20 protein-coding genes and 2 tRNA genes are annotated in these 24,467 nt (G+C 57.6%); 13 read left to right on the top strand and 9 right to left on the bottom strand.

Annotated features, from left to right (window positions below; translation table 11 throughout):
* Positions 1-7: 7 nt before the first annotated feature.
* The 5 genes from ACRQDJ_RS03360 to rpmH form a co-directional block, all read right to left on the bottom strand.
* Positions 8-508, bottom strand: a complete 501-nt coding sequence (locus tag ACRQDJ_RS03360) for a Jag family protein (RefSeq protein ID WP_016442050.1) — start codon at positions 506-508, stop codon at positions 8-10.
* Between the two features lie 112 nt (positions 509-620).
* Positions 621-1,748 carry a membrane protein insertase YidC gene (gene yidC, locus ACRQDJ_RS03355; RefSeq protein WP_284889886.1) on the bottom strand — a complete coding sequence of 376 codons (1,128 nt, stop codon included), beginning with the start codon at positions 1,746-1,748 and terminating at the stop codon, positions 621-623.
* A gap of 11 nt (positions 1,749-1,759) precedes the next feature.
* The gene (yidD, locus tag ACRQDJ_RS03350) at positions 1,760-2,137 is read right to left on the bottom strand and encodes a membrane protein insertion efficiency factor YidD (protein WP_284889885.1); all 378 of its coding nucleotides are present in this window, start codon (positions 2,135-2,137) and stop codon (positions 1,760-1,762) included.
* A complete protein-coding gene (rnpA, locus tag ACRQDJ_RS03345) occupies positions 2,134-2,562 on the bottom strand; it encodes a ribonuclease P protein component (protein WP_284889979.1) in 429 nt (142 codons plus the stop codon). Before rnpA ends, yidD begins: the two co-directional genes overlap by 4 nt.
* Before the next feature lie 21 nt (positions 2,563-2,583).
* Positions 2,584-2,724: a 50S ribosomal protein L34 gene (gene rpmH / locus ACRQDJ_RS03340; RefSeq protein WP_039898524.1), complete on the bottom strand. Its 141-nt coding sequence runs from the start codon at positions 2,722-2,724 to the stop codon at positions 2,584-2,586.
* Positions 2,725-3,205: 481 nt separating this feature from the next.
* Between rpmH and dnaA the strand changes: the two genes are divergently transcribed.
* The 4 genes from dnaA to ACRQDJ_RS03320 all read left to right on the top strand — a co-directional run bounded on the left by dnaA (position 3,206) and on the right by ACRQDJ_RS03320 (position 8,576).
* Entirely contained in the window at positions 3,206-4,909 is a 1,704-nt protein-coding gene (dnaA, locus tag ACRQDJ_RS03335) for a chromosomal replication initiator protein DnaA (protein WP_284889884.1), read from the top strand.
* A gap of 653 nt (positions 4,910-5,562) precedes the next feature.
* A complete protein-coding gene (gene dnaN / locus ACRQDJ_RS03330; RefSeq protein WP_284889883.1) occupies positions 5,563-6,693 on the top strand; it encodes a DNA polymerase III subunit beta in 1,131 nt (376 codons plus the stop codon).
* Between the two features lie 13 nt (positions 6,694-6,706).
* A complete protein-coding gene (gene recF / locus ACRQDJ_RS03325; protein WP_284889882.1) occupies positions 6,707-7,996 on the top strand; it encodes a DNA replication/repair protein RecF in 1,290 nt (429 codons plus the stop codon).
* Positions 7,986-8,576, top strand: a complete 591-nt coding sequence (locus tag ACRQDJ_RS03320; RefSeq protein WP_284889881.1) for a DciA family protein — start codon at positions 7,986-7,988, stop codon at positions 8,574-8,576. The genes recF and ACRQDJ_RS03320 overlap by 11 nt, the downstream gene beginning before the upstream one ends.
* A gap of 96 nt (positions 8,577-8,672) precedes the next feature.
* Here ACRQDJ_RS03320 and ACRQDJ_RS03315 read toward each other — a convergent pair whose 3' ends face one another.
* Positions 8,673-9,044 (bottom strand): metallopeptidase family protein, encoded by a 372-nt coding sequence (locus ACRQDJ_RS03315; protein WP_284889978.1) that lies wholly within the window; start codon positions 9,042-9,044, stop codon positions 8,673-8,675.
* Between the two features lie 148 nt (positions 9,045-9,192).
* Here ACRQDJ_RS03315 and gyrB point away from each other — a divergent pair, with 148 nt between their 5' ends.
* The 9 genes from gyrB to ACRQDJ_RS03270 all read left to right on the top strand — a co-directional run bounded on the left by gyrB (position 9,193) and on the right by ACRQDJ_RS03270 (position 19,268).
* On the top strand, positions 9,193-11,310 hold the full coding sequence (gyrB, locus tag ACRQDJ_RS03310; protein WP_284889880.1) for a DNA topoisomerase (ATP-hydrolyzing) subunit B: 2,118 nt from the start codon (positions 9,193-9,195) through the stop codon (positions 11,308-11,310).
* Positions 11,311-11,324: 14 nt separating this feature from the next.
* Entirely contained in the window at positions 11,325-13,949 is a 2,625-nt protein-coding gene (gene gyrA, locus ACRQDJ_RS03305) for a DNA gyrase subunit A (RefSeq protein WP_284896843.1), read from the top strand.
* Between the two features lies 1 nt (position 13,950).
* Positions 13,951-14,616, top strand: a complete 666-nt coding sequence (locus ACRQDJ_RS03300) for a DUF3566 domain-containing protein (protein ID WP_284896844.1) — start codon at positions 13,951-13,953, stop codon at positions 14,614-14,616.
* A complete protein-coding gene (locus ACRQDJ_RS03295; RefSeq protein WP_284896845.1) occupies positions 14,609-15,298 on the top strand; it encodes a YczE/YyaS/YitT family protein in 690 nt (229 codons plus the stop codon). Before ACRQDJ_RS03300 ends, ACRQDJ_RS03295 begins: the two co-directional genes overlap by 8 nt.
* 72 nt (positions 15,299-15,370) lie before the next feature.
* Positions 15,371-15,444, top strand: a tRNA-Ile gene (locus tag ACRQDJ_RS03290).
* A gap of 17 nt (positions 15,445-15,461) precedes the next feature.
* Complete coding sequence (locus tag ACRQDJ_RS03285) at positions 15,462-15,587, top strand: hypothetical protein (protein WP_257960159.1); 126 nt, start codon at positions 15,462-15,464, stop codon at positions 15,585-15,587.
* Positions 15,587-15,662: transfer RNA gene (locus tag ACRQDJ_RS03280), tRNA-Ala, on the top strand. The genes ACRQDJ_RS03285 and ACRQDJ_RS03280 overlap by 1 nt, the downstream gene beginning before the upstream one ends.
* A 107-nt stretch (positions 15,663-15,769) precedes the next feature.
* Positions 15,770-16,738, top strand: coding sequence for an AAA family ATPase (locus ACRQDJ_RS03275; protein WP_320753651.1), 969 nt, complete (start codon positions 15,770-15,772; stop codon positions 16,736-16,738).
* Positions 16,731-19,268 (top strand): S8 family peptidase, encoded by a 2,538-nt coding sequence (locus ACRQDJ_RS03270; RefSeq protein ID WP_284896847.1) that lies wholly within the window; start codon positions 16,731-16,733, stop codon positions 19,266-19,268. The genes ACRQDJ_RS03275 and ACRQDJ_RS03270 overlap by 8 nt, the downstream gene beginning before the upstream one ends.
* A 218-nt stretch (positions 19,269-19,486) precedes the next feature.
* Here ACRQDJ_RS03270 and ACRQDJ_RS03265 read toward each other — a convergent pair whose 3' ends face one another.
* From ACRQDJ_RS03265 to ACRQDJ_RS03255, 3 genes are read right to left on the bottom strand one after another with little or no spacing between them, the layout of a single operon-like run.
* Complete coding sequence (locus ACRQDJ_RS03265; protein ID WP_284896848.1) at positions 19,487-22,597, bottom strand: type I restriction endonuclease subunit R; 3,111 nt, start codon at positions 22,595-22,597, stop codon at positions 19,487-19,489.
* Positions 22,598-22,608: 11 nt separating this feature from the next.
* Positions 22,609-23,871 carry a restriction endonuclease subunit S gene (locus ACRQDJ_RS03260; protein WP_410374593.1) on the bottom strand — a complete coding sequence of 421 codons (1,263 nt, stop codon included), beginning with the start codon at positions 23,869-23,871 and terminating at the stop codon, positions 22,609-22,611.
* Positions 23,868-24,359, bottom strand: a complete 492-nt coding sequence (locus ACRQDJ_RS03255; protein WP_284897624.1) for a hypothetical protein — start codon at positions 24,357-24,359, stop codon at positions 23,868-23,870. Before ACRQDJ_RS03255 ends, ACRQDJ_RS03260 begins: the two co-directional genes overlap by 4 nt.
* Positions 24,360-24,467 lie beyond the last annotated feature (108 nt).

Below are 24,467 nucleotides of genomic sequence, written 5' to 3'. Positions count from 1 at the left end.
CCTCGCCTTAGTCTTCATCCGCGGGCTTGATAACCACGTGACGCCCGGCGCCCACGCCTTCGGAATCGGAAACGAGCCCGGCGGCAGCAGCGGCGTCGTGCACAACCTTGCGCTCGAAGGGATTCATGGGATCCAGCTCGATTTCATCGCCGGTTTCCTGCACCTCGCGGATGGCTTCCGCGGCGATTTCCTCAATCTTGGCGCGGCGTTCATCGCGATAGCCCGCGATATCCAGCATGAGCCGCGAGCGTTCCCCGGTCTTTTCCTGAACCGCGAGGCGGGTCAGATCCTGGAGCGCGTTGAGAGTGGCACCGTGCCGGCCCACCAGGCGGCGCAGCCGCTCATCGGCTTCACCCTCGGTGACAATGGCGATCGTGGCACGATCTTCGTCAATCGAGATATCAATATCGCCGTCGAGATCAGCAATATCCAGCAGTTCTTCGAGGTAGTCAGCCGCAATATCGCCTTCGCGATCAAGCTTCTTAATATCCTCAGACGTTTCGCTCATTCTTTCTCCTGGTATCCGGGGGATCCCCTTCTGGGGCTGCCAAGATTTTGCGCAACCCGTCCGTTCCTTTTCTTTGACTAAGTTTAGCTTGTTCTACGCCGGTCGCCGGGTGTTATTTCCCGCGGTTTTTCTTGTTCTTCTTGGCGCGGGCCCGGGCCCGTTCTGCCTGGCGGCGTTCGTAGCGCTTGCGGGCGCGTTCTTCATCCGTCAAACCATCTTTGCCGACGGCGGGCTTATCGTCCTCATCCTCATCTTCCGGGCGCGGCATATAAGCATCCGGACTCAGCCCGGCTTTCTTCGCGCGTTCCTTGCTCATCGGCTGGTAGCGCTGGCCGCCCTTCTGCTCCTGCTCTTCCAGTTCCGCAATTTCCTCATCGGTGAGCCCCTTGCGCTTGCGCTTTTCCAGGATCCGCTTTTCCCGCTCAATATAGGCCCGCGAACCGGGAGTCGGATTATGGCGAATGAACCAGCTCTGCTGACCCATATTCCACAGGTTGCCGGCGCACCAGTAGATGAGCACGCCCACCGGGAACACCGCGCCGGAGAACACATAGATCAGTGGCATGCCGTAGAGCATCATGCGCTGCATGCGCAGAGCAGCGTTATTCGGATCCTTTTGTTCCGGCATATTCTTCGTCATGAGCTGACGCTGCGTCCAGAACATGCTGAGGATCATGATGATCACCAGAACGACGGCGACAATCCGCACCTGCGTGGCATTGGCAAATTGGCCCGCGGTTGAAATGGTGGCCGACATGGGGGCGCCGAAGAACGTGGTCTCCTCGAAGGACTGCGCCACCGGCTGGGTGATCGGCCCGATGGGGCCACGCTTGCCATTAGCGATGGAGGGGAAATTAATCAGCACCCGGTACAGGGAGAAGAGAATCGGCATCTGCACCAGCATCGGCCAGCAGGATGCCATGGGGGAGGCCCCGTGTTTGCGGTAGAGCGCCTGCAGTTCTTCCTGCTGGCGCTGCATGGACACCTGGTCCCGCTTCCCCTTGTACTTCTTCTGCAACTTCTGAATATCGGGTTGCAGCACCTGCATTGCCCGCGAAGCACGAATCTGCCGGTTATACAGCGGCAAGATGAGCAGACGAACCACAATGGTCAGCCCGATAATGGCGCAGACCCACGCCGGCCCGGCGCCCTGGTTCATTCCCAGGAGTACGAGTCCTTCGTGGATGCCGTACATCACCCACGAGACCGCCCACATAAACGGAGCGAGAATTGTATCCACTTAGTTTCTCCTCACGCTGCTGGGTGTTCCCGCTGGGGATTACCCGTAGCGTTGTTCGTATCGTCTAAGGCGTCTTCTTTGGCGTAAAGCTCGAGAAGCTCATCTTGGTCCAATGGTTTGCTTGGCCACTGACCCGGCGGTGGCACTCTATCTACGCCGCCCTTCGTCAACGGGTTGCACCGTAGCAAGCGCCACACGGTTAAAAGTGTACCTTTGCCGGTCCCGTGAATCTGTATGGCTTGTATCGCATAGGCCGAACAGCTCGGTGCGTAGCGGCACCGCGGGGGGCGCGCGGCTGAGATCGTGCGTTGGTACCAGCGCACCGCCCGCACCAGCAGGCTTTCTTTGCCGTGCCGTTCCGGTTGCGCGCTTGCCGGCGTGTGCGTCATAACGCTTTCACCGCCCGCGTTTCTTGCGTGCCCGCTCTTTGCGTGTGCCCTGCTAGATCCGCACTTTGGTGCGTGCGCGCTTCGTGCGTCCGCGCTGCTTGCGCCCGTGCCTTGGCAAGCGCGCGGTCCAGGTCCTCACCGAGTTGCGCGCTGCTGCTTCCCGCCGCGGCGGGAAAAGCTCGAACGACGACGAGATCGCCGTCGTCGAAAAAACTTAGGCGCGCACGCATAAGATGGCGCAGTTGCCGGTATACCCGATGCCGCACCACGGAATTTCCCACAGCTTTGGATACGACAAAACCGACCCGCACAGGGTGAGGGCCGGTTAGGGTCGATTCCGACTGGGAGCCGAGGATGACTTGGACGCGCCGGGCAGAGCCGCGCGCTCCGGAAAAGGCCGAGTCGAAATCCGCCGAACTCCGCATGCGGTGAACGGCTGGAAGCATTTACTGAGCCGAAATCTTGGCGCGACCCTTGCGACGGCGAGCTGCCAGAACAGCGCGACCCGCGCGGGTCGACATGCGCTTGCGGAAACCGTGTACCTTAGCGCGACGGCGATTATTCGGCTGGAAAGTCCGCTTAACCACGGTGATCCCCTCCACTAGATATTGACGGGCTTATCCACAAGCGGTGGCGGCCCTTCTTGACAAATAACGCGCGGCTGAACCACGCATGGACTAGATGACTTTACGCGAGATCAGGCCGGTGAGTCAAAGGTTTTTAGCGCGCGGTGACCGTTATCTCAAGGATGATCACTGTGAGAAAACACGTACCAAAGCAATTTTTTCGGCCTATACACATCTGTGGAAAAATCTGAGGATAGGTTTTTAAGGCTCCACAGCGCGCAAGTGACCTGTGAATAACAGAGATGTAATTTCCACAGGTGTGGAGAAGCCTGTGGATAACTCGTTAGCGTGTTGCGCGTCATTCACCTACGATAGGCAGACAGATAGGGCATGGCCTCACCAGATACCGTGAAACTTACAGTCGTGATCATCAACGGCGCTCGGATCACCTGGCTGCGAGGCTCGCCCCCTTTTTTCTTGAAAGAGTCCTCAGGAGGATGTCATGGCGGAGATGAACCCCGCGCGCGATGCTTGGCTTGCCGCCTTGGAATTGCTGCGTATGCAGGGCGATCTCTCCGATTCGCAATCCGCTTTTGTGCGCATGGCCCACCCGCTGGCCACCGCCGAGGACATTTTTATGATCGTGGTGGGATCCGAGTTCGTGAAGAACTGGATCGAGGAGCACGTTGCCGATCTCATGACCGGGGCGCTCTCCAATATTCTGGGCCACAGCATTCGCCTGGTGATTTCCATTGATCCAAGCGTGAATGAATCCCCGCTTCCGGCTACTGAGCGCCGCGAATCCCGGCCCGTTGAGGCCGCTCCGGCTCCGCGCCGGGCGGAAACGCCCACCGCGCTTTCCCCGGATTCGGAATGGAATAAATCCGCGACCTACCGGGATTTCACCCTGGAGGAACCGGGAGCTTTTCCTGATGTGCCGGGCGAGCCGGTGGCTCCAGCTGCGCCGTCGGCCCTCACTGCCACCCACGCAACCGCGCCACATACACCGGCACCACATATAACCGCATCGCACGTACCGGCGCCACACGCGGCCGCGCCGGTCGAAACAACCGAACCGACCTCGCTCGCCACCCAAACGATGGCCTCCGGGGAAGAAAAGATTTACGGGAACTCGGCCGATCCGTCGTTTGCGGCGATGTCGACGGCCGCCGGGCTCAACCCGAAATATACTTTCGATAATTTCGTGATTGGGGATTCGAATCGTTTTCCCACCGCGACCTCGCTAGCGGTCTCGGAAGCGCCCGGGACTACCTATAATCCGTTGTTCCTCTACTCGGATTCCGGGATGGGGAAAACGCATCTTATGCACGCGATCGGGAATTATGCGATTTCGCTCTACCCGAATATTCACGTGCGCTATATCAGCGCCGAAGAATTCACCAACGCTTTTATTAACGCGGTGCGTGACGGGCGACAAAGCGAATTCAAGGATTCTTTCCGCAAGGTCGATATTTTGCTGATCGACGATATTCAGTTCATTGGCGGGCGCGATACCACCGTGGAGGAGTTCTTCCACACCTTCAACGCCCTGACGAATTCCAATAAGCAGATTGTTATTACCTCCGATGTGGCGCCGAATCTGCTCAACGGTTTTGAAGAGCGGATGCTCTCGCGTTTCAATTCCGGGGTGGTGGCCAGTATTGACCGCCCGAATCTGGAAACTCGTATCGCCATTCTGGAAAAGAAAGCGCACGTGGACGGCATTAGTGTGCCGCGCGAAGTGCATGAATATATCGCCACGCATATGACCACGAATGTGCGTGAAATGGAAGGGGCGCTGCGCCGGGTCACCGCCTTCGCGGATCTGTCCAAACAGCCGGTTTCGCTCACTCTTTCCGAGATGGTTCTCAAGGATCTCATCACTAATCCGGACTCGGTGGATATTAAGCCGAGCCTCATCATGGCGCAGACCGCGAATTACTTCTCCATCACCATTGACGACCTGACCAGCGCGGATCGTTCCCGAATCCCGGTGACCGCGCGGCAAATCGCCATGTACCTGTGCCGCGAAATGACGGATCTGTCCCTCCCGAAAATCGGTTCGCTTTTCGGCGGGCGCGACCACACCACCGTCATGCACGCGTATCGCAAAATCGATAAGCAGATGGCCGAGCGGCAGACCACCTACAACCAGGTCTCCGAGCTCTCCGTGCGTATTAAGCAAGCCGCCAGCCAGGCGGAGTAGCGCTGTAACGCCGTAGCTCGCGTTTAGTACGACGACGACGCCACCTGACTAAACGGACTCCACGCCTTCGAAGCGACTTTTCGGCTTATTCCCGCGCTTTCCCCATGCTTTCCTGTACCAATCCGGCGCGCCCGCCCGTTAAAATCTGACTAAATGAGCCAAGTCATGTTTCACCTCTGGCACCTCATCTGCCACGTGCGGCGCACAGCCCGCTCACAGCCCGCCTCACAAACCGCTCTGTTTCCTCACCCACATGACCTGCGCGAACGCTATCCACAGGGCTTGCGGATAAGCTGTGGACACGGGCGTAAATTAAGCGGATCGGCGAGATTTAGCGGTGGATAGCCGAAAGCCCAAAGTGTCTCATCCCCCGAAAACCCATATTATCCACAGCGCCGTCCACAGGCTCATCCACAGCCCAGATCCGCATGCTCACGCCGTTTCGAACACATTTCCACAGTGTCCACAGCACCTACTACTACCACTACCTATTAACACCCGCATGAACAACAAACGGTTGCCGAGGGCCGGTGCACCCGCGCACCGTAAATTACACTGGTGTAATTACAAAGCCGCTAAATTCTTTTCCTTCCGGGCCCTCCCTCGCGTAAAGTAGCCCTAGACGTTTCTTGTTATTGGGAGGAAGGTTCGCTGTGAAATTGCGGATTGAACACGATGTCTTCGCGGACGCCGTCTCGTGGACGGCACGCACTATCCCCACCCGCCCTTCGCTGCCCATCCTCTCCGGGATCAAAATCGAAGCCAAAGACACCGGCGTCATTGCGCTTTCCTCCTACGATCCTGATATTTCCTCCTACGCTGAAATCACCGGGGATGTGGAAGAAGCCGGAACCATTTTGGTGCACGGGCGCCTGCTGGCCGAATACGCCCGCGCGTTGCCCAATAAGCCCATTGACCTCACGGTTGAGGGCACCAAACTTGATCTGCAATGCGGTTCTTCGCGCATGGTGATGACTTCGATGCCGCTGGAAGATTACCCGGCAGCCCCGCCTCTCGATGGGGTTTCCGGCGTGGTGGACGGTGCTGCCTGGCAGCACGCGGTGGCCCAGGCCGTCACCGCCGCCTCCACCGATGACACCCTCCCGCTTCTCGTCTCGGTCTGCATCGAAATCAATGGCGAAAATATTGCTCTCATGGCAACGGACCGCTATCGCCTGGCCATCGCTAACCTTACCTGGGAACCGGAAGATCCGCAGATTTCCGCGCGTATCCTGGTGCGGGCCAGCCGCCTGTCCGATATTGCCAAGTCCCTCAGCTCGGTGGGTAATGTGCGTATGACCCTGGATACCAGCGGGCGTACCGGCCTCATCGGTTTCCGCGCCGCGGACCGCCAGAACGTAGCCCGCCTTATCGACGGGGATTACCCGCAGGTGCGGGCCCTTTTCCCGGATACCGTCAATGGGTACGCCGTGATTGATCGCCTCATGCTGCTCGATGCCATCAAGCGTGCGCGGCTCGTCGTCGAAAAAAATAGTGCGGTGCGCTTGAGTTTCAGCGAAGGCAGCGTGGTTTTGGACGCTGGTCAAAACGATTCGGCACAAACCAGCGAAGCCCTGCCGGCCACCCTTACCGGGGAAGATATTGCGATGGCTTTCAACCCGGCCTACCTGCAAGACGGCCTGACCGCGGTGGATACGCCTTTCGTGCGCCTGTCCTTCACCAGTCCCACGAAACCAGCGGTTATTACCGGCCAGCCCGAAGAAACCGGCTCCGATACGGATGAGTTCCGCCTCCTCCTCATGCCGATTCGCACCTACTCCTAAGGCGCGGGTGTGAGTGTACATCTCTGACTTAGCGCTGGCGGATTTTCGTAATTACCGGCGTGAAGTGGCTCGTTTCCGCCCCGGGGTGACCATCCTCGTGGGCGAAAATGGCCAGGGGAAAACCAATCTGGTGGAGGCCATTGGCTACCTGGCCACCCTCACCTCCCACCGGGTCTCCTCCGATAATGCGCTGATCCGCCAGGGTGCCGCCGCCGGCGTGGTGCAGGCCCGGGTGCTGCGCGGCGAATCGCCCACCACCGTGGAAGTGGAAATTTACGCCGGGCGCGCCAACCGAGCCCGCCTCAATCGCGGGAACGTGCGCCCGATAGAAATTCTGGGCACGATCCGCGCGGTGCTTTTCGCTCCCGAAGATTTGGCGCTTGTGCGCGGCGAACCCGCGGTCCGGCGCGCTTTCCTGGACGACCTCATGGTCCAGCTCCGCCCGCGTCTCGCTTCCGTAAAAAGCGAATACGAGCGGGTGATCCGCCAGCGCGCCGCCCTCCTCAAAACGGCCGGGGCTGCGCGCCGCCGCGGGAAAGCCGTGGACCACGCCGCGATTGATGTGTGGGACGAGCAACTAGCCGCGCTCGCCGCCCAGATCGTGGCCGCCCGCGCCGAATTGGTGGCGCGCCTGCGCCCGTACGTCACCGACATGTACAACGTGGTCTCCGGCAACCGCGGCCACGCCCGCCTCGATTACGCGGCGAATGCGTGGCGCGGTACCTTCACCCTGCCCGATGCCGCCGCGCTTTTAAACGACGACGACGCCAGCTGCCACGCCGTCACCGCCCAGGAAGAAGCACTGCGCGATGTGGAAACCGCCCGGGCTTTGCTGCGTTCCCAGCTGGATGAACGCCGGGATCAAGAAATTGAGCGGGGCGTGAACCTGGTGGGCCCGCATCGCGATGATCTGCGCTTATCTTTGGGGAGTCTGCCGGCCAAAGGCTATGCGAGCCACGGGGAAAGTTGGAGTTTCGCCCTCGCGCTGCGCCTGGCCTGCTGGAAATTACTGAGTGAGGATGGCGAACCTATCCTCCTCCTCGACGATGTTTTTGCCGAACTTGATGCCCGGCGCCGCGAACGCCTGGCCGAGCTGGTGGCCGGCGCGGAGCAGGTGATTGTGACCGCCGCGGTGGGTGATGACCTGCCCGAAAGCTTGCGCGGGGACCGCCTCCATATCGCGGCCGGCAGCATTACCGGGGAGGTTCGCGATGGTGCGGTGACTGAAGAGGCCTCCGCTAGCGTGATACCGGAAGAAGCCGCTGGCAGCGCGATTCCCAAGGAGGTGGGCGATGGCGCGTGATGCCGGCGATCTTTTCGCGCTCCACGCCCTGGATGCCGCCCGGGAAGCCGCGTTCCGGCGCGGAGATGTGCGCACCCGCCGCCCCGCTGCCGCACCCCGCTACCTCGCGGCGAGCGGCGCGGGAGCGCCCGGTGAAAATGGCGCGGCTGATCGCATCGGCGACCCGGTGGCCAGCCCCGGCCCGGGCTGGGGCGATGTGGGATCCGGGGCCAGGCCCTCCTGGCGCGACCCGCATCCGATCGGTGAACTCCTGGCCCGCACCATCCGCGACCGCGGCTGGCAAAGCCACCTCGATATCGCCTCCGTCTCCGCGCGCTGGGATGCGATTGTGGGACCGAATGTGGCGCGGCACTGCCGTATCGAAGATTTTTCCGACGACGGCGTTCTCACCCTGCGCGCCTCGTCCACCTCGTGGAAAACTCAGATGCGCGCGCTTCTCGCAACCCTTTCCGGGCGGATTGCCGCCGAAATAGGGGAGGGGATTGTCAAGGAGATTGTGATTTTGGGCCCGCATCGGCCCAGCTGGAAGCACGGGCCGCTCTCGGTTCCCGGCCGCGGACCCCGCGATACCTACGGATAGTACTGGATACTCACGGATAGCCCGGCCCGCTTATCCGTAGGCAAACCCGAACCGTCAGCCCCGATACCCACGGCCAGCCCGGCGCACCGATGCTGGCTATTCCCAGCCCAGGGCGTGCAGGGCGTCGTCGTTCAAACCGTAAAAATGCCCGACCTCGTGGATAATGGTGACCCCGATTTCCTCCACCAATTCTTCGCGCGTTTCGCACCAGCGCATGAGTGGGCCGCGGAAAATAAAGATGCGGTCGGGAAGTAAGCCGGCGTCGTCCCCGCGCTCGGTCAGCGCTACTCCGTCGTAAAAACCGAGTACCGCGGGCAGGCCGTCCTCATCGTAATCTTCCGGGCGGAGCATATCGGGCTCGGGTTCCTCCTCCACCAAAAACACCACATTGGGAAGGGAGGCGAGGAAAGCCTCGGGAAGCAGATCGATGGCATCGGCCACCGCCTCCTCGAATTCTTGCTCGGACATCTCCAGCACAGCGGTCCTCCGTCTCAGTTTCATAGCTGCTTATAGGCTAGAATAGACGAGGGACTCTCCAGCGTAGGTACCTACCAGAACGGCGGTCAACGCGGGAGAGGCCCATTTTTGAGAGTTAGCCTGAAGGAGTGTTCCGCGCGTGTCGGAAACAACGAGTCATCCCGAACCGGTGCAGCAGCCGGAACAAAACCCGGCCTCGCAGCCGGAGCAGAATCCGGCCCCGCAGGGCCCTGCGCATCACGTCGGCGAAGTATCCCCCGATCAGTCCTATGACGCATCGAATATTACCGTCCTCGAGGGCCTGGAGGCGGTGCGCAAGCGCCCCGGTATGTATATCGGCTCCACCGGGGAGCGCGGTCTGCACCACCTGGTCTACGAAGTTGTAGACAATTCGGTTGATGAGGCGCTGGCCGGCTACGCGGATACCATCACGGTGACCCTGCGTGAAGATGGCGGGGTGCGCGTGGAAGATAACGGGCGCGGTATTCCGGTGGATATGCATCCCACCGAAGGGCGCCCCGCGGTGGAAGTCGTCATGACCGTGCTGCACGCCGGCGGAAAATTCGGCCAGGGCGGCTACGCGGTGTCCGGCGGCCTACACGGCGTGGGTGTGTCTGTGGTGAATGCGCTGTCCACCCGGATGGAAACCATCGTCAAACGCGATGGCTATGTATGGCGCATCGCCTACGAAAACGGGGTACCCACCCGGGAACTGGAACGCGGGGAAGAAACCACCGAAACGGGAACCACCCAAACCTTCTGGGCTAATCCGGATATTTTCGAAACCACGGATTATGATTTCGAAACGCTGCGCAAGCGTTTCCACCAGATGGCCTTCCTCAATAAGAACCTGCGTATCAACCTCATTGATGAACGCTGCTCCGCCACCTCGGAAGGCGATGAAGTCACCGGGGCAGAAGGGGAAAGCGCCGCGGAGGTTCCGGCTAAGCGCGAAGTGTCCTATTGCTATTCCGGCGGGCTGCTTGACTACGTCAAGTTCCTCAACTCGATGAAGAAATCGGACATCATCAATAACGACATCATCTACTTCGAAGCTGAAGATGATGAGAAGCAGATCGAAGTGGAAGTGGCCATGCAGTGGACCTCGGCCTACTCCGAATCGGTCAATACCTTCGCGAATACCATTAACACCACCGAAGGCGGGATGCACGAAGAAGGCTTCCGCTCCGCCCTCACCTCGGTGATTAATAAGTACGCGCGCGAACACGGGCTCCTCAAAGATAAAGACCCGAATCTTTCCGGTGATGATGTGCGCGAAGGTCTTACCGCGGTGATCTCCGTGAAATTGGGCAACCCCCAATTCGAAGGGCAGACCAAAACCAAGCTTGGGAATACCGAAGCGCGCACTTTCGTGCAGCAGCAGATGTACACCCAGCTCAGCGATTGGCTTGATTCTCACCCGGCGGATGCCAAAGAAATTATCCGCAAGGGTACCCAAGCTTTTGCCGCGCGTGCCGCGGCCCGCAAAGCCCGGGAAGCCACCCGCCGTAAATCCGTGCTGGAATCGGCCTCTATGCCCGGCAAGCTCAAGGATTGCACCTCGAATAAACCCGAGGAATGCGAAATTTTCATCGTGGAGGGTGATTCCGCCGGTGGTAGCGCGGTGAACGGGCGCGATCCGGAACACCAGGCGATTATGCCCATCCGCGGCAAGATCCTCAACGTGGAAAAGGCTCGCCTGGATCGGGCGCTTTCCTCGGATACCATCCAATCGCTTATCACCGCTTTCGGCACCGGCATCGGCGATGAATTCGATATCGATAAGCTGCGCTACCACAAGATTATTTTCATGGCCGATGCGGATGTGGACGGCTCGCATATCGCGACCCTCCTGCTCACCCTGGTGTACCGCTATATGCGCCCGCTGATCGAAGCCGGGCACGTCTTCCTGGCCATGCCCCCGCTCTACCGCATCAAATGGACGAACGCCCCGCATTCTTACGTGTTCTCGGATCGGGAACGCGATGAGGTGCTCGAAGAAGGCAAAGAAAAGGGATGGCGGCTGCCCCGCGAAGAATCCCAGCGCATCCAGCGCTACAAGGGTCTGGGTGAAATGAACGCGGAAGAACTGTGGGATACCACCATGAATCCGGAATTCCGCACCCTCAAGCAGGTCTCCATCGGGGAGGCCGCCGCAACAGACGAAACCTTCAGCGTTCTCATGGGCGAAGATGTGGATTCTCGCCGCGGCTTCATTCAACGTAATGCGCACGACGTGCGCTTCCTCGATATCTAGGATTTGTCATCATTATGAGCGAAAGCGAAACGACGTCCACGTATAATCACGGCGCGATTATGGAGGTGGATCTCCAGCGCGAAATGGAGAGTTCCTACCTCGATTACGCCATGTCCGTTATTGTGGGTCGCGCGCTGCCGGACGTGCGCGACGGCCTCAAGCCCGTGCATCGGCGCGTTATCTACGCGATGTACGACGGCGGATACCGGCCAGATTCCTCCTTCTCCAAGTCAGCGAAAATCGTGGGCGATGTTATGGGGCACTACCACCCCCACGGCGACGCCGCGATTTATGACACGATGGTGCGCCTGGCCCAACCCTGGTCCATGCGCTACCCGCTGGTATCGGGCCAAGGAAACTTCGGTACCTCCGGTGATTTGGGGGCGGCCGCCCCGCGCTACACGGAAGCGCGTATGGCCCCCCTCGCCCTGGAAATGGTGCGGGATATCAAGGAAAATACGGTTGATTTCGAGCCGAATTACGATGGCTCGCTTATGGAACCGACCATCCTCACCTCCCGCTTCCCGAACCTGCTGGTCAACGGCTCCGAAGGTATCGCGGTGGGTATGGCCACCCGCATTCCCCCGCATAACCTGCGCGAAGTGAATGACGGCGTGCAGTGGTACCTCGCCCACCCGGATACTTCCCGGGAAGAACTCCTGGGTGAGCTCATGCGCCGCATCAAGGGCCCGGATTTCCCCACCGGGGCAACGATTCTAGGTACTCGCGGTATCGAGGATGCCTACCGGACCGGGCGCGGGTCTATCACCCAGCGCGCCGTGGTGGAAGTCGATGAAATCGGGGGCCGCACCTGCCTGGTTATCACCGATCTGCCCTACCAGGTCAATCCGGATCGGCTGCTGGACAAAATGGTGGAGGGCATTAAGGATGGCCGCCTCCCGGGCATTGCTGATATTCGCGATGAGACCTCCGGGCGGGCCGGCCAGCGGATCGTCGTCGTTCTCAAACGCGACGCGGTACCGAAGGTAGTCCTCAATAATCTCTACAAGCATACGCAACTGCAAAATAATTTCCCGGCGAATATGTTGGCGCTGGTGGACGGGGTGCCGCGTACGCTTTCCCTGGACGGTTTTGTGCGGCACTGGGTCGCGCACCAGATGGACGTGATTCGCCGGCGCACTGAATACCGCCTCAACGAAGCGCTCAAGCGCATGCATATTCTGGAGGGCTACCTCAAGGCTCTCGATGCTCTTGATGAAGTTATTGCGCTGATTCGGGCTTCGGCCACCGTGGATGTGGCCCGCACTGGCCTTATGGAGCTCCTCGATATTGATGAGGACCAGGCCAATGCGATTCTGGAAATGCAGCTGCGCCGCCTGGCCGCCCTGGAACGCCAGAAGATCCTGGACGAATACGAAGAAAAGCGGGCCCTCGTGGAGGATTACCGCGGGATTCTGGCCTCCGAGGATCGCCAGCGTTCCATTATTTCCGAAGAACTCCAGGCCATTACCGATAAGTACGGTGATGAGCGGCGCACCACCATTCTTCCCTACGACGGGGAAATGAGCGTGGAGGACCTCATCCCCGAAGAGGACGTGGTGGTCACGGTCACGCGCTCGGGCTACGTCAAGCGCACCAAGGTGAGCGAATACCGCGCTCAGCACCGCGGCGGCAAGGGGATTCGCGGGGCCTCGCTGCGCGTGGACGATGTGGTCGATCACTTCGGGATTGCCTCCACCCACGATTGGCATTTGTTCTTCACGAACCTCGGGCGGGTGTACCGCCTCAAGGGTTACGAGCTTCCCGAAGGTGGGCGCGATGCCAAGGGCCAGCACGTGGCGAATCTGCTGGCCTTCCAGCCCGGGGAAACGATTGCGGCGGTGCGTTCGATCCGCAGTTACGACGACGCGAAATACCTGGTGCTCGCCACGAAGTCCGGGCTGGTGAAGAAGACCCCGCTCCAGGATTACGATTCCCCGCGCTCGGGCGGTTTGATTGCGATTAAGCTGCGCGAGCTGGCCGATGGGTCCAGCGATGAGGTGGTGGCCGCTTCCCTCGTGGATGAGGCCGATGACCTGCTGCTCGTCTCCCGCCACGGGATGTCCTTGCGGTTCACCGCGGATGCGGAAGCGCTGCGGCCGATGGGACGGGCGGCTTCCGGGGTGACGGGTATGAAATTCCGCGGGGATGATTCGTTGCTGACCATGGACGTTGTGCATGATGACTCCCAGGTATTCGTGATGACCGAGCAGGGCTTTGCCAAGCGGACCAGCGCGGATGAATACCGGGTGCAGGGGCGTGCCGGCATGGGTATTAAGGTGGCGAAGCTGACCGAGGCCCGCGGGGATTTGGTGGGCGCGCTCATGGTGTCCAGCGGTGACGAGGTGCTCGCTATTATGGAATCGGGCAAGGTGATGCGCGCCGCGGTTGATGAAGTGTCGCTCACCGGCCGCAACACCCAGGGCGTTACTTTCGTGCGGCCCGATAAGGGTGACAGAATTATTGCTGTCGCGCGTAATGCTGAGGTGGAGATCGAAGAAGAGGTCCCCGCCGGAGGCGAGCAGCCGGCAGCGGAGGCATCCGCGGAATCTTCGGAAGCTGCTGAGGTGACGGAACCTACGGCAGCTGCGGAAGTTACGGAATCTACAGAACCGGCCGCTGAAACCTTGGAGAACTGAGATGACAGATACACAACACACTCCGGAACGCGGGCCCGGCCGCGGGCGTGAGGGCGCGGGGCTGGAGGCCACCCGGGTGCGCGGGGCCATGCCCGCGGCGGCGGAGGGCCACACCGGTCCGGCTGCTTCCACTGCTTCCGTGCCGGCGCATTCAGCTATGCAGTACGACGGCGCTGCTGGCGGCCCGGCACGGGCCACCAGCGGATCAGCTGGCCCGGCCGCGGGCGGGGCAGCCACCGGGCATCGAGCCAGCGCCTACCCGCGGGTTTCCGCCCCGGAAGGTGCTGCCCCCGCGAAGCAAACCGTGGGCATTCGCCGGATCCGGATGACCATCGCCAAGGTGGAGCCGATGTCCGCCATGAAAATCGGCTTCCTGCTGTCCGTGGCGATTGGCGTGATGATCGTGATCGCGATGATGCTCATCTGGTTCGTGCTGGACGGCATGCACGTGTTCTCGCAGATGTCGGATCTATTTGAGACCCTCGGCAATGAAGAATTGCTGCGGGTGGGCGAATACATGGAATTTGGCCGCTGGATGGCTTTCGCCGTGCTGGTGGGGATTATTCATATTGTGCTTCTGACCGCGCTCTCCGCGATCGCGGCGCTGATCTACAACCTCTTCGCGGCTCTGGTGGGAGGACTGCGCTTGACAGTCACCGATGAGTAGGGCGCGCGCCCCGTGGTGGCTGTGGGTTATCCGCTACCTGGTGCTGGCCCTGGGCCTGTTCATTATGGGCTTCGGTATCCAGCTGGCTATTGCCTCCGACCTGGGGACCTCCCCAATTTCTTCCCTCCCCTACGTGGTTTCGCGCATGACGCCGATCTCGGTGGGCACCCTGACCGGGTGCATGCACGTGGTCTTCATCGTGATCCAGCTGGCTTTGCTGCGCCGCGAATTCCCGCCGCTGGAATTCCTGCAATTACCGATGGCCCTGCTCATGGCCACCGGTATCGACGCAGCCGGCGCGATCCTCGGGCCGATCACGTATTCGAGCTACACCCAGCAGTGGCTGCTGTGCCTGGGCGGGGTGGCGGTGCTCGCGGTGGGTATCTGCGTGGAGGTGAGCTCCGGGGCGGTCGTTAACGCCGGTGAAGGCGTGGTCATCGCGATCTACCGGAAAACAGTGCGCCGCTTCGGCGTGCATCGTTGGACTAATTTCGGCGCCATCAAGGTCTATAACGACGCCGCCCTGGTTGCTCTGGCCACCACATTGTCCTTCGCGGTGCTCGGGGAGCTCGTGGGCGTGCGGGAGGGCACCCTGGCGGCGGCCGTGCTTACCGGCCCGGCCATCCGCCTGGTGACTCCCTGGCTCGGGGTGCCGCTGCGCCGTCTGCTGCGGCTGAGCTAACAAGTGTGACGCGAACCGCAAGCGAAACGATTTGGAAACGGCGGCTCGCCGGTGTAAACTCATGTGGTCACCGGGCCTATAGCTCAGTTGGTTAGAGCGCAGTCCTGATAAGACTGAGGTCGATGGTTCGAGTCCATCTAGGCCCACGGTTACGAGGAGGGTTATGAAACGGGTTGGTTTCTTCCTCGGCTCGCTTGCTGCTGGATGTTGTGCTGTCGCTGCCCTGGTGCACGTGATGGATGAGCATTCTCGTTGGCACCACGTTCCGGATCCCGCGCCGGAATCTTAGGGGCTATGGCGCAATTGGTAGCGCACCTGCTTTGCAAGCAGGGGGTTAGGGGTTCGAGTCCCCTTAGCTCCACCAGATTTTCCTTTGATATCAAGCTTTTGTATGTGATGCGCTCAGTCCCGCTGGGCACGAAATAAGTGGTGATTCTGGCACGTAGAATGTGATGGACGGGGAGGTGCGTCATGGCTGGAGTTGGTAGTCACGTTGCGGCGATGGTGCGCGCCTACGGGGCCGGCGATGATGAAAACTTTTATTCTGTTGCGCTGCAAGTTGCTGCCCGGGAGGCGAAAGCAGGTCACCACGTGCTTGCCGGAGATATCAAGAAAGCGGTTGATTCTTCTCGTGAACGCCAACCGCTGAGCAATGTTACTTTCATCAGGCGGCCGGCGGGCGATGTTGCCGAATTGGTGGATACCAGTGCGCCGCAGGTGAAGCTGCAGGATTTGGTTGTTAATCCGGCGTTGCTGGCGCAGATAAAACAGGTGCTATCGGAACAGCGGCAAAGAAAAACTCTGCTGGATCACGGTTTTACGCCGGTGCATCGGCTTTTATTTGAGGGGCCTCCGGGAACCGGTAAAACCATGACGGCCGCGGTATTAGCCAGTGAACTCAGTCTTCCGCTGGTCTCGGTGCGTTTGGACAGCTTGCTGAGTAAGTACATGGGTGAAACAGCCGCGAAGCTGCGGCTGGTTTTCGATGAAGTTGCGCGGGTTCGCGCGGTGTATCTTTTCGACGAATGTGATGCTCTGGGTGCGGATCGCAGCGGTAATGACGTGGGCGAGGCGCGGAGGATTCTCAACTCTTTCCTTGTTTTTCTGGAGGAAGCTAGCTCGCAGTCGCTGGTCATTGCTGCTACGAATGATCGGGCCATTCTTGATCGGGCACTTTTCCGGCGTTTCGACGCGGTTCTCACCTATGAACTTCCGGATGCCCGGCAGGCGGTGTCCGTGATGAAGGCTCGGTTGGGAAGTCTTGTTACGGGAGTGAGTATGGCGAAGCTGGGTGAGTACACCACCGGGTTGAGCCACGCCGAGATTGTGAAAGCCGCTGAATCCGCCGCGAAAACAGTGCTGTTACGCGGGGAAAGTCGGGTTAGCCGGGAGGACCTCATCGCGGCGTTGGTAGCGAGGAAGGCTGCGAGCTTTGAGTGAGAAAATGGCGAACTGGGATCATCTTTCCATAGATAGATGTGTACGGACAGAGAGATTTAATAGAACAGGAGGCGGAAGACCACACGTTCGAGATGTTGATCGTGGTACGCATGGTAAGAAGCTTCTGAGATCGGCCGAGCAGGCCTTTGCTGAATTTGATCATAAGGCCACGTCCATGTTCCCCAACGACGAGGAACTACGTGCCACTGGAGCAGTGGTGGTTCTTGAGGGAGCGGAATCTTGCTATCCCCTCAAAATCGATTCCTTGACCGCACGAAGCGGTGGGAAACGCAGTGAAATGAAATGGATGGTGCTGTCTGTACAGGAAGGTCATGACAGCCAACCTGAAAAAGTCACGGTATGGGTATCTCACCGGTATCGAAAAGAGTTTCTTCAGTTATTTGAAGACTATCTCACCAAAGAAAGCGCTAAAGGGAAGCCGAAGAATAACAATCTTGTTGCGAATATGTCACGTATTCGGAATGCATTTCTTCAAGACCTGTGGACATCGGACCAGGAGCCTGATCGTGACGGCCCGCAGTGGTGGGAAATCTGGCTAGATTCGCAGCGGTTTGATGCTAAGCAATGGGATCGGTTTGTAATAGCTTTTCGGCTGCACGAACGTTCATGGCGAATGCAATTCAATATTCACGTTGTCGCATGGATCAAGGCGAAATGGAATGATTTAGAGAATTTGCCATTTAGCTGGGTGCCCGTCACTGAGATACGCTACCCTACTCTGATTGACGGGGTTAGAGATCTCTGCGTTGCCGAGCGAACGGACTATGTCCAAGAACTGAGCTCGCGAATTACGTGCGCTTCAGAAGATGCTCCTGCTGTTTGTCATCTGGATACGGGCGTGCTTCGCACGCATCTGCTTCTCAAAGATTCTCTTTCAGCTTCGGATCATCATTCTATTTTGGGAGGTTCTGGAACTGATCTACACGAGGGTGGGCATGGTACCGCGATGGCAGGGCTCGCCCTTTACGGTAACTTGGATCCGTTATTCTGCGGTACAGATGATATTTTGCTTCACCATAGACTGGAATCGGTTCGAATTTTCTCAGAGGATAACGCCAAGCGGCTCGACCCACTTGATTACGGAACTGCAACCGTTCAGGCTGTGGCACTTCCGGAAATCGCTCGACCTGACCGAAAGCGCGTTTTCTGTTTAACATTGACGGCACGCCCTGATAACCCGGGTGAGCCAACGTTATGGTCGTCTGCGGTGGATGCTCTTGCAGTGGGTACAGAGATTGTCCAGACCGAAGGGGAAATTAAACTCCTCTCCGCGCCGCAAGACGATATTAAGCGTCTGATTCTCGCTGCCGCTGGCAACGTGAATTTATACAAGGATGACTATGTGGCCAATTCTCGCAACCATCCTATTGAGGATCCGGCACAATCCTGGAATGCGCTTACAGTGGGCGCGTATACGAACATGACCGATGTTCCATCCACACCGGAATACGACAATGGATGGTATGCCGTCGCTACAGCGGGAGATATTTCACCGCATACCAGGACATCAACTGGATTTGATCACAACCGATGGCCAATCAAACCCGATATTTGTATGGAGGGTGGAAACACGCTGAGTGACGGTAGTGGCCTCTGCGAGACCCGCGTCAAATCATTATCCCTGTGTTCTACAGGTAAAGCTTCCGATGTTTCGCTGGTATCCGCAGAGGCGACGAGTGCAGCAACTGCACAGGCTGCCAGATTAGCGGCGTTGATCATGAGCCGTTATCCGGATTACTGGCCGGAAACTGTACGTGGATTACTCACTCACTCGGCAGAGTGGACGGATACCATGAAGCACAGGCTGGAGGAAAAGCAGAGTAAGGGTGATCGCCAGTCACTTCTTCGTGAATTTGGTTGGGGTGTTCCAACTGAGTACACGGTTTTGAATTCAAACGCTCATTCCGTCACTTTAGTGGTGCAGGATAGTTTCGTTCCCTTTCAGGGGGAGCGCTTCATGATGCCTTCTTTGAGGTTACATCAGCTGCCCTGGCCGGTGGAGGCACTTAGAGCTTTGGGAGAACAAGAAGTACGTTTGCGAGTAACTCTTTCTTATTTTATTGAGCCATCTGCTTCTCGTCGCGGTTGGAGAAATAAGTATTCCTACTCTTCATACGGCCTTCGTTTTGATTTGCAAGGTTCAACGGAAACCCCTGATGACTTTATCCGGAGGGTTAATCGTCAGGCTAATGACGAAGATCGCCCGAGTGATAGTAACAATTCCCAGCGGTGGTTTTTAGGTGAACAAGCTCGAAGCCGTGGTTCATTGCATCAGGACGACTGGCTAGGTGCGGGAGTGGAGTTAGCGCATTGCAAGAATATTGCCGTATATCCCGTGGGCGGTTGGTGGAAGAATAACAATCGTAAAGATCGCCGTGATCTAGCGGTTCGATATGCTCTCATCGTTTCATTGAAGACAAGTGAGCAGGGGGTAGATCTATACACGCCGATAGCTAATCAATTGAGCATTCCGGTAGAAACGTGGGTATCAACACCGATTTCTATATAACTTGCTTGCGATACAGGGATGTAGCGTGTGGTTCAGTGGTAGACGTAACCCCGGCGATTCAGCCGAGGCTGGTGATCGTTCCGGGGTCTTCGCGAGCGATCCTACGGGAAATCCGAGCAAAGTCAACAGTAGGATTTACCTCCGTTGTCGCTTACGACGGTGCAAACGGCTGAATCGCATAAATAGGAACTTGTTGTACACATATCACCCGCGGTTTCTTACTTCTCATCTCGTCGGTTCCGGAGTTTCCAGTAAACGAGATCGGAGATTTCTTTGATGATCTGGTTGCGCCGGTGTGAGCTTTCAAAGAACTTCTCCATGATGACGTTCTGGGTATCTTGATGGTCGAGCACTGCGTTGGTGACTGCGGTTTCGATTGTTTGAGACTCTCGGAATTGTTCTTTGGTATTCGCGTTAACCTGGTCCTTGATTTCATCGTTTTGCACAAGGATCGTGACCACGCCTTGAACCCAGGATTCCACTGAACCGGGATCGAAGTCTTCATCCTCAAACAGTGCGTTGATATTGTTGAGGATCTCTTGCCACGCAACCATGTGCGGATCGCGCGAGCGCCCGCCACCAACCCCCATGGGCTTGAGCTTGTCGCCTTCGCCGACGAGCGGGATAGCTCCTTCGCTCTTTCGAGTCTGCTTGATGTGCGTCAGCTCGATGTTGGTGAAGTCAATCTCTTCTGGAGTTTTACGTCCAGTCAAACGCGGCTTGAGCAGGCGAAGGAATAGTGCGAGTTTCGCCAGGTCGGTGTCTTGGTAGTCAACGATCTGCGACAAGAAATCGTACAGGCGCACAAAAGAGCCAACGTCTTTGCGGAACAGGTCGAGTTCATCAATCTCAGCTTTGTTCTTATCCATTACCGCAGCCACATAACGGTCATTGAATCTGTCAGCTGCCTGCTTCAGTGGCGCAGTGTGTTTTCCGTGTGCTTTGTCGATGACGAACGCCTGGGCGAACGCATCGACTTCATCGCCGGTGTAGATCCCCGCAGTTTCAAGTTTTCGTGATAGGTCGTGTACCAGATCCGGGTCGGTGGTCTCAACGATTTCGGCGGTCCGGTAGTACGGCAGGAAAGCCTGCAAGATGGTTTCGGCGTCGTTGACGAAATCAAGGATGAACGTGGTGTCCTTGCCTTTAGCTGGCAAGGTGCGGTTGAGCCGGGATAGGGTCTGGACGGCCTCAATACCGTCGAGCCGCTTGTCGACATACATCGCGCACAGCAATGGCTGGTCGAAGCCGGTCTGGTACTTGTTTGCTACGATCAATACTTGGTATTGGCCGCCAGCGAAGGCTTGTGGAATGCCTCGCCCGCGCAAGCCGGGGTTCATAGTCACCTCGGTATATGGCTCTTGTACTCCGGGTACGGTGTCGTCAATCTGCTTGGAAGTAAGGCTGCCGGAGAAAGCAACGAGGGTGCCGAGCTGATAGTCATGTTTATCGATGTAGGCATCAATCGCTATTTTGTATTTCAACGCTGCAGCACGACTCGACGTGACCACCATTGCCTTGGCATACCCATCAAGCAGATGGGCGACATTTTCGCGGAAATGCTCAACGATGATCTGTACTTTTTGGGCGATGTTTGTTGGGTGCAGGCTCACCCAGCGCATGAGTCCTTTCGTAGCGGTGGACTCATCTACCAGTTCATCTTCGCTCTTCACATCCCCAGTTTTCTGCGCGAGCTGGAAGGCTGTCTTGTACGTGGTGTAGTTGCGCAGCACGTCTAAAATGAAGGCTTCTTCGATGGCCTGCTGCATGGTGTAAACGTGGAAAGGTTCCGGTTTACCGTCCGGGCCGGGCCGGCCAAACATTTCCAGGGTTTTGCCCTTTGGTGTGGCGGTAAATGCGTAGAAGGAAATGTTATGGGCGGTGGCACGCGCCGCCATCTCAGCGGCAAGCACGTCCTCCACGCTGACTTCTCCGCCATCTTCGAGGGCTTCCACTTCTGCTTGGGAGAGCACTTGGCGTAGCTTCTGCGCACTCGTGCCAGTCTGCGAAGAATGGGCTTCATCCGCGATCACCGCGAACTTTCGATCTGCGAGCCCACCCTGTTCCGCTAGAGCGTCGAGCACGAACGGGAAGGTCTGCAACGTGACAATAATGATGAGCTTGCCGCCAGTGAGTTCCTGAGCAAGGAGTGCAGACTTCGAGGAAGCCGAGGCTTTGCGTACTTCATCGGCATTGATAGTGCCGACGACTCCTTTCGTGCCCTCGATAGACTTAATAGCTTTCTGAAGCTGGTCATCAAGCACGGTGCGGTCAGTAACCACAATGACAGAGTCGAAGGTTTTCGAGTTGTCAGCGTTGTGGAGGTTTGCCAGTCCATGTGCCAGCCACGCAATCGAGTTCGTCTTGCCAGAACCCGCAGAATGCTGGATCAGATACTTGTGCCCGGCTCCTTCCTTCTGGGTTGTTTTCAGCAGACTGGTTACGGCTTCCCACTGGTGGAAACGCGGGAAGATGATTTGCTTACTGCGCGTGCGGGCACCCGTAATCGGATCAACTTTCTCGGTGATCTGCAGATTCACAAACCTCTCTAGAATCTGCAACCAGTTATCGCGCTGCAGCACCCGCTCCCACAGATATGAGGTTGTGGCCCCATTCGGGTTCACGGGATTACCGGCAGCGCCATCGTTGCCTAGGTTGAACGGCAAGAACACGGTGTTTGCACCGTCAAGTTTTGTAGTCATCTGCACTTCGTCAGTTGAGACTGCGAAATGTACGAGTGCTCGGGAACCGAACTTCAACAGGGGTTCGCCCTGGGGTAGGCGATCCTTGCGGTACTGGCGTACCGCGTCATTTACGCTCTGGGTGTTATCGGTTTTCAACTCGGCTGTGGCTACTGGCAGGCCGTTGACGAAAAAGACTAAATCAATGGAGTCGTGTGGGCGTTTTGTGGAGTGATGTACCTGCCGCACCACCCGCAACTGGTTGAGCGCGTAATGCTGCTGCACAACCGGATTCATTGAGGTAGCGGGCCGAAACGCGCACATGTCGAACTTCGCTGGTGTTTTTCTGAACCCACCGCGCAGAACAGCCAACGTGCCACCCCCGTGCTCGAGGGGCTGTTCAAGGGACTTCACAAGTCGATCAAGCAAGAGGTGTTTAGCTAACTGCGCTTCTACCGGTGAGGCATCTGCTGGTACCACGCGCGCCCATTGCTCTGGTTGGGTGGCCTGCAACCACGCAAATACATCCTCCGGGATCAGCGCCAGCTCTTGGTCATAACCGGAAAAACCTTCCTCATAGAGCCAGCCATGCGCGCCGAGATACTCGCAGATCTCGGTCTCGAAACTCTTCTCGTGCTGAACACCCATGCTCTATCTTCCTAAACCTCGATCTGACCTGTCACCGCCGCAGTAATCAATGCTGAGCGCCGCTCCTGTGCGAGTTCGATATGACGCTCGACGATGTTGATAAGCTCATCTCTGTGCTTATGTATCTTTCTAACCTCTTGCACAATCTCCTCTTGATCCTCTTTCGGAGGAATCGGCACCGGTAAGTTGTCCAGATCGATCTGCTGGATTCGTCGATCAAAAGTCGTGCTGGCACGCTCAAACAATTTCGACTGGTGTCTATAGCTAACACTGCGTAAAATTTCATGCGCGTAGCTAGGTAGCAACTGATCTGCTATGGCGAAAACACGATAATCAGGGCTTACTGCGCCTGCACGCTCAGAGACGCCGATTGCTCCACCCGTCAGCCACATAGGGTTTACAACTAAATCACCCGAGGACACTGCAAGATATTTCGGAATAGATGCTTCGCTTGGTTCTTGGCTCTGCCTAGTTTCAGATCGGGGCACAACGGCTCCAGTTTGGCGCAGCGAAAGCATTTCCAATACTAGATCAGTGTTTCGTTCATCCTTGCGAGTGAAGACCCACTTAAAACGCTGTACGTCCCACGTCTTGGGTAGAGTAGCCAGCCGACGTTCGAGTGCCAAACTCGAGATGTTCCGTGGATAATAAGATCGCTTGATGATCTCCGACTCCTGATCCGTTTCAATTCTTTGCCCCCAGATTGACGCTTCGATATCAGCATCGGCTCTTTCCTTCGTGAGATCAATCAGTTCTTGTTGTTTGGTGATGAGGAGGTCAATCTTCGCCGTCTCAACATCAAGATACTCGGCAATGCGCTCCTGTTGCACCTCGGATATTACTGGAACTCGAAGTTCCTTATACCGAGAAGCGGAGAAGTTTTCGATTGTTGATTGAACCGCTGTAGACCTTACCTGGTCTATAAAATGGAGGGACTGCGTCCAATATGATAGAAAGCGTCCTTCTCTAATTGATTTAGGTCTTACTCGAGTCAGGAAGCCCGCGTAGCAGGCAGGATTATGACTCATATACAGGACGCTTTTCCCGATAGAAGCTCCCGCTGATACAAGCAGAAGATCGCCGTATTTGACAGAAGCTTTCCTAGCGATATCAGCTGGTTGCGAGACGAATGTGTCATCTTTCAGTGTCGTTGGACTCGCAATATCAGTCGTTCTTATGTACCTCGGATCCAACGGCTCAGCATTATTTCCGGGAAGACCTAGTCCATTAGCGATTGGCACTGTGCTCAGCCTTCGCAAGGCTACTGTTCTCATTCGGTCACCTCGTTGAGGAGATCGAGGATTTCGCGGGTCGCCTCGTGGAGTTCTGCGTCGATGTCTTCGAGTGGGCGGGGTGGTTGATAGCGGTAGAAGTAGCGGGTGAAGGGGATCTCGTAGCCTATTTTGGTTTTCTTCTCGTCAATCCAAGCGTCGGGGACGTATGGTTTCACTTCTGCCTCGAAATACGCCTGGATGGTTTCGTTACGTCCGGCGTCGGCGTGGGTGTTGCCGTTATACGTGAATGGCACGCGTTCGGTATCCCTTAAGCTTGCATCTGGTTGTTTCTTACCGCGAGCGTTAGTGATAATCTCGCCATTATCATCGCGCCTCGGGCGCTCAACGGTGATGCTCCAGTAGGCGAATTCTTCGATGGGCACAATCTTGCAGTGCCCGGTCTCTACATAGTTGGCGTAGAGCTGCACGATTGTGGTGCGGTTAGCTTCGGTAAGTTCACGGCCCTTATCGCCGAGTTTTTTGCGCATTTTGGCGTAGAACTCGGTCGCGTCGATGAGTGAGAGTGTCTAATGGTTTGTGTGTGAGGGTGAAAACCACCTAGGAGATAAACCAGAATGACTACCGTGAAACAAGAC

The sequence above is a fragment of the Actinotignum urematis genome (genome assembly GCF_051264595.1).
Lineage (GTDB): Bacteria > Actinomycetota > Actinomycetes > Actinomycetales > Actinomycetaceae > Actinotignum > Actinotignum timonense_A.
Note: the sequence above shows the minus strand (reverse complement) of the source record. Positions and strands in the feature narration are given on the sequence as shown.

Bases quoted from the DNA above. Each gene is read 5' to 3' on its own strand.
- ACRQDJ_RS03360 (WP_016442050.1), bottom strand. From the start codon at position 508: ATGAGCGAAACGTCTGAGGATATTAAGAAGCTTGATCGCGAAGGCGAT.
- yidD (WP_284889885.1), bottom strand. From the start codon at position 2,137: ATGACGCACACGCCGGCAAGCGCGCAACCGGAACGGCACGGCAAAGAA.
- rnpA (WP_284889979.1), bottom strand. From the start codon at position 2,562: ATGCGGAGTTCGGCGGATTTCGACTCGGCCTTTTCCGGAGCGCGCGGC.
- dnaA (WP_284889884.1), top strand. From the start codon at position 3,206: ATGGCGGAGATGAACCCCGCGCGCGATGCTTGGCTTGCCGCCTTGGAA.
- ACRQDJ_RS03320 (WP_284889881.1), top strand. From the start codon at position 7,986: ATGGCGCGTGATGCCGGCGATCTTTTCGCGCTCCACGCCCTGGATGCC.
- ACRQDJ_RS03315 (WP_284889978.1), bottom strand. From the start codon at position 9,044: ATGTCCGAGCAAGAATTCGAGGAGGCGGTGGCCGATGCCATCGATCTG.
- gyrA (WP_284896843.1), top strand. From the start codon at position 11,325: ATGAGCGAAAGCGAAACGACGTCCACGTATAATCACGGCGCGATTATG.
- ACRQDJ_RS03300 (WP_284896844.1), top strand. From the start codon at position 13,951: ATGACAGATACACAACACACTCCGGAACGCGGGCCCGGCCGCGGGCGT.
- ACRQDJ_RS03295 (WP_284896845.1), top strand. From the start codon at position 14,609: ATGAGTAGGGCGCGCGCCCCGTGGTGGCTGTGGGTTATCCGCTACCTG.
- ACRQDJ_RS03285 (WP_257960159.1), top strand. From the start codon at position 15,462: ATGAAACGGGTTGGTTTCTTCCTCGGCTCGCTTGCTGCTGGATGTTGT.
- ACRQDJ_RS03275 (WP_320753651.1), top strand. From the start codon at position 15,770: ATGGCTGGAGTTGGTAGTCACGTTGCGGCGATGGTGCGCGCCTACGGG.
- ACRQDJ_RS03265 (WP_284896848.1), bottom strand. From the start codon at position 22,597: ATGGGTGTTCAGCACGAGAAGAGTTTCGAGACCGAGATCTGCGAGTAT.
- ACRQDJ_RS03260 (WP_410374593.1), bottom strand. From the start codon at position 23,871: ATGAGAACAGTAGCCTTGCGAAGGCTGAGCACAGTGCCAATCGCTAAT.
- ACRQDJ_RS03255 (WP_284897624.1), bottom strand. From the start codon at position 24,359: ATGCGCAAAAAACTCGGCGATAAGGGCCGTGAACTTACCGAAGCTAAC.